This window comes from Endozoicomonas sp. ALC013 (assembly GCF_049310205.1).
Lineage (GTDB): Bacteria > Pseudomonadota > Gammaproteobacteria > Pseudomonadales > Endozoicomonadaceae > Endozoicomonas.
This window is the reverse complement of sequence record NZ_JBLYNS010000276.1, coordinates 1-3,341: the sequence shown is the minus strand read 5'-3', so window position 1 is coordinate 3,341 and position 3,341 is coordinate 1. Positions and strand designations below refer to the sequence as shown.

The 3,341-nt window shown below is 51.8% G+C and carries 2 protein-coding genes; one reads left to right on the top strand and one right to left on the bottom strand.

Going from position 1 to position 3,341, the window contains the following annotated elements; translation table 11 throughout:
• On the top strand, nt 1-194 hold a 194-nt coding region (locus ACO6V1_RS23060; protein ID WP_422468822.1), incomplete at its 5' end, for a hypothetical protein.
• Here ACO6V1_RS23060 and ACO6V1_RS23055 read toward each other — a convergent pair.
• The coding region (locus ACO6V1_RS23055) for a DUF1601 domain-containing protein (RefSeq protein WP_422468820.1) at nt 141-3,341 on the bottom strand (3,201 nt) is incomplete at its 5' end. The two genes, ACO6V1_RS23060 and ACO6V1_RS23055, sit on opposite strands and share 54 nt — an antisense overlap.

Below are 3,341 nucleotides of genomic sequence, written 5' to 3'. Positions count from 1 at the left end.
AGTTGGAGAAAGCATCTGCTCCTGATGCCAACCATCCGTTATCTTCAAATCATCAGGGCGAAATTCAGGGGCAACAGGTCTTCAACTCTGGTAGAACTTTCCTGGAATATGAAAACGGTTCCTGGGGCGAAGGGAGGGAATTACTGGTTGTTTTTTCTCTTTCTCTTGGCTGGTTTGCCGGTTTGTTCTTCTAACTGTTTTTCGGCAGTTAAGTCACCGTGATCTGTGAGTTGCCTGCCTTTATCAGCAGTAACGTATGCCGCATCTGCCCACCTTCTTTTAAGTGATACAGAGCCATGCCCCTGTAGCGGGATCCCTGTCCTGGTCTTTATTTGATCAATGTATGGTTTCATTAAATCCTGATTGCCAAGCCTGTAAACCGGAATTTCAATGACCTCAAATCCTGCTTTTTGCAACAGTGCGATTTTCAGCAGAGTCGAACCCTTCCTGGTGTTGAAATCACCACCCACGTAATGAAAGGGCCCCTGAACTTCAATCACCAGGTTGTGATCTGGCAGTAGCAGGTCAACCGGAGGTAATGAATTCAGACTCTTTTCTTCTTCAATCCGCAAAGATGGAATGCATGATTGGAGTAGATGGCGAACCTCGGATTGACGTTTTGACCTGGTAGTCGGGTAATGGGGGACGACCGGGCACGCTCTCCCAAGCCAACTGGCGGCCATGGTAATGATGCGTTGATCCTCTTCATTGTGCAGGAATGTATTTTCCAGACGGGTAAACAGGTCATCCATGTGCTTTTCAAGCCAGTTATTGTTTTTAGAGTTCAGAGACAATCTGGCACAGCAAACCATCACTCCCCAGAGAGAAATCAATAGGTCTTGCTGTGAGAGCTGAGGGTTTTCACTGATTCGGTAAACAAGCGATGCAAACGTAGAGGTCACCACGTTCAGCTCAACGAACTCACCCAGTTTCGCCGGGGCCCACAGCAGATTGGCGATTTCCTTTGGCTTAAAGTTAGCTTTTTGTGTGTTCACGTGGCGCAATAGTGCGGCCACGGCCTCGTTGAGCGTCGATGTCCACTCCCCGCTGTCCACCAGTTTCGCCATGGCCCACAGCAGGTTGGCGATTTCCTGTGGTTTAAAGTTAGCTTTCTCTTTGTTGACCTGCGGCAACAGCGCGGCTATGGCCTCGTTAAACTCTGGTGTTCGCTCCTGCCCGTTGTCCACCAGCTTCGCCATGGCCCACAGCAGGATGGCGATTTCCTGGGCATTAAATTGGTGCTTCCCCGCGTTCAGGTGAGGCAACAGCGCAGCCACGGCTTCGTTAAAGTCTGATGTCCGCTCCTGCCCGCTATTCACCAGTTTCGCCATGGCACACAGCAGGTTGGCGATACCCTGTGGTTTAAAGTTATCTTTCTGTGCGTTCACTTGTGGCAACAGTGCGGCCACGGCCTCTGTAAGCTCTGGAGTCCTATCCTGCCCGTTGTCCAGCAATTTCGCTATCGCCCACAGCAGGTTGGCGATATGCGGAGGAGTAAATTGGTCTTTATGTGCGTTTACGTAGGGCAACAGCGCGGCCACGGCCTTGTTGAGCCCTGGTGTTCGCTCTTGCCCCTTGCTCACCAGTTTTGCCATGGCCCACAGCAGGTAGGCGATATGCTGAGGAATAAATTGGTGTTTTTTTGCGTTCACGTCGGGCAACAGTGTGGCCACAGCCTCTTTGAGCACTGGTGTTCGCTCCTGCCCCTTGTCCACCAGTTTTGCCATGGCCCACAGCAGGTTGGCGATATCCTGTGGTTTAAAGTTACCTTTCTGTGCGTTCACGTGAGGCAATAGAGCGGCCACCGCCTCGTTGAGCTCTGGTGTTCGCTTTTGCCTGTTGTCCACCAGTTTCGCCATAGCCCACAGCAGGTTGGCGATTTCCTGTCGTTTAAAGTTAGCTTTCTGTGCGTTCACGTGGGGCAGCAACGTGGCCACGGCCTTGTTGAGCCCTGGTGTGCGCTCCTGCCCGTGGTCCACCAGTTTTGCCAAGGCCCACAGCAGGTTGGCGATATGCTGAGGAATAAATTGGTTTTTTTTTGCGTTCACGTGGGGCAACAGCGCGGCCACGGCCTTGTTGAGCCCTGGTGTGCGCTCCTGCCCGTGGTCCTCCAGTTTCGCCATGGCCCACAGCAGGTTGGCAATGCCCTGGCTATTAAATTGGTCTTTCTGTGCTTTCACGTGGGGCAACAGCGCGGCCACGGCCTTGTTGAGATCTGGTGTCTGTTCGTACCCGTTGTCCACCAGTTTTGCCATGGCCCACAGCAGGTTGGCAATGCCCTGGGCATTAAATTGGTCTTTCTGTGCGTTCACGAGGGGCAACAGCGTGGCTACGGCCCCTTTGAACCCTGGTGTCTGCTTTGGCCCGTTGTCCACCAGTTTCGCCATGGCCCACAGCAGGTTGGCGATATGTTGAGGAATAAATTGGTCTTTCTGTGCGTTCACGAGGGGCAACAAGGATGCCATGGCCTCGTTGAACTCTGGTATTCGCTTCTGTCCATTGTTCACCAGTTTCGCCATGGCCCACAGCAGGTTGGCGATTTCCTGTGGATTAAAGTTAGCTTTATGTGCGTCCACATCGGCCATTAACCTGGCCACGGCCTCATTGAGTTCTGGCGTCTGTTCCTGCCCGTTGTCCACCAGTTTCGCCATGGCCCACAGCAGGTTGGCAATATGCTGTGGAATAAATTGGTCTTTCTGTGCGTTCATGTGGGGCAACAGTGCGGCCACAGCCTCGTTGAGCCCTGGTGTTCGCTCCAGCCCTCTGTCTGCCAGTTTCGCCATGGCCCACAGCAGGTTGGCGATTCCCTGGGCATCAATATCACTGGCTTCAGGTTTTTGGTTGCACTTGAATATTATTGCATCAAGTAGCGTTGTCATTAAGGCAGCTTGAGTACGCTTAACACGCCCATCCATGGGGTTATGAGGGGTAAAAACACCCGCTGAAGTCAATGAATGAAATGTTGTCGTCAGGCTTCGCCAATTCCAGCTCCGTGTTGCGGTAAAATTTTCCAGCAAACGCATCAGCTGGCTTTGTTCCGCTCGATTCAACGGTCTTTTAGCAGCTAACGTGTATTTTTTAATTAAGCTGGCATATTGACCGTGATGTCTCCCACTATAGCGATCACCAAAACGATAAGATTTATTCACCAGGCGATCCATTATTTTATGTCTGGTGAGAGCATTAAAATCCTGAGCAGGGTTTACTGAACGGTACTTTAGATGTTGAGAAGAGCGTTTGAAAGAAGAATGGTAAAACTCATGACGCACCGGGGCAGTGCGGGAGGGGGGATCCCATTGTCTGACTGTGGCATATCCATATCGTCCACGCCGTGAAGAAGC